Source organism: Bradyrhizobium sp. HKCCYLRH2060, from assembly GCF_051168135.1.
Taxonomy (GTDB): Bacteria; Pseudomonadota; Alphaproteobacteria; order Rhizobiales; family Xanthobacteraceae; genus Bradyrhizobium.
In genome coordinates, this window is record NZ_JBNPUK010000037.1 from 1 (window position 1) to 1,424 (window position 1,424).

General features: G+C 71.2%; 1 protein-coding gene. It reads right to left on the minus strand.

Annotated features, from left to right (window positions below; genetic code table 11):
* The coding region (locus ACQR10_RS32640) for a non-ribosomal peptide synthetase (protein WP_434908818.1) at positions 1–1,424 on the minus strand (1,424 nt) is incomplete at both ends.

Here is a 1,424-nt window from a genome sequence, read left to right on the forward strand (position 1 = left end):
TCGCCGGGCTCGATGCGGAAGCCGCGGATCTTGACCTGATGGTCGGCGCGTCCCAGGAACTCGAGCGTGCCGTCGGCCTGCCTGCGCGCGCGATCGCCGGTGCGGTACAGCCGGGTGCCCGGCGGTCCGAATGGATCGGCGATGAAGCGCTCCGCCGTCAACCCGGGACGGTTGATATAGCCGCGCGCCAGCCCCGCGCCCGCGACATAGACCTCGCCCACGACGCCGGCTGGCACCAGCGCGAGCCGCTCGTCGAGCAGGTGCACCTGCATGTTGTGGACGGGGCGGCCGATCGTCGGCGGCGCGTCGTGCGGACCGTCGGAGAACCAGGCGGTGGAATAGACGCTCGCTTCCGTCGGCCCATACAGATTCCAGATCCGGCAGTCCGGCAGCACGGCGCGCGTCCGGTGCACCAGCTCCTCGGGCAGCGCCTCGCCGGCAAGGATCAGCGCGCGCGCGTCGGTCGGCAGCGCCGACATGTCGAGCAGCGCGCGCAACACCGACGGTACGCCACTCAACAGCCGCATGCCGGAGCGGCCGCGATGGGCGATGGCGAGCAGGTCGGATGCGACCTCGATGCACCCACCGCAGCTCAGCGGCGAGAACATCTCCAGCACCGACATGTCGAAATTGATCGAGGACGAGGCGAAGGTCGCCGCCAGCACGCCGGTGCCGACAGCGGCAAAGCTCCAGCGCACGAGATTGACGAGGCCGCGCTGCGGGATGGCGACGCCCTTGGGGCGGCCGGTGGAGCCGGAGGTGAAGATGACGTAGGCGAGGTCGTCGGGCAGCGGACGATGGTGCGGCCGCGCCGGCGGCGGCTGCAGCAGCGCGGGATCGTCGAGCCGGAGCTGCGCGAGATCATCGGGCAATGCGGCGGTGCTGCCGTCGGTCAGCACCAGTTGCAGCCGGGCGTCCCCAGCCATGACGCGCAGCCGCTCGGCCGGATAGGCCGGATCGAGCGGCACATAGGCGTGGCCGGCCTTGAGCACGGCGAGGATCGCGACGATCAGCTCCGGCCCGCGGTTGAGCGCAATGCCGATCAGCGCGTTGGTCGTGGGAATGCGAGCGGCGAGGTGTCCCGCGAGATGATCGGCGCGGCGGTGCAGCTCGGCATAGCTGATCTCGCCGCCGGCGTGGATGATCGCAGGCCGGTCGGCATGGTCACGCGCGGCCGCATCGAGCAGATCGAGGATGGTCTCGTCGGCAGCACGCGGCGCAGCCGTCGCGTTCCACGTTTGTAGCTGGCGCCGTTCGTCGGCGCCGAGCATCGCGAGGCTGCTGAGCCTCGCCGCACCATCGGCCCTCGCCATCGCGCCGAGCAGGGTCGCGACATGGCCGGCCAGGCGCGCCATGCTGGCGGGGGCGAACATCTCGGCGTCGTATTCCAGGATGCCTTCGAGGCCGCCGTCGGCGGTCGGCTG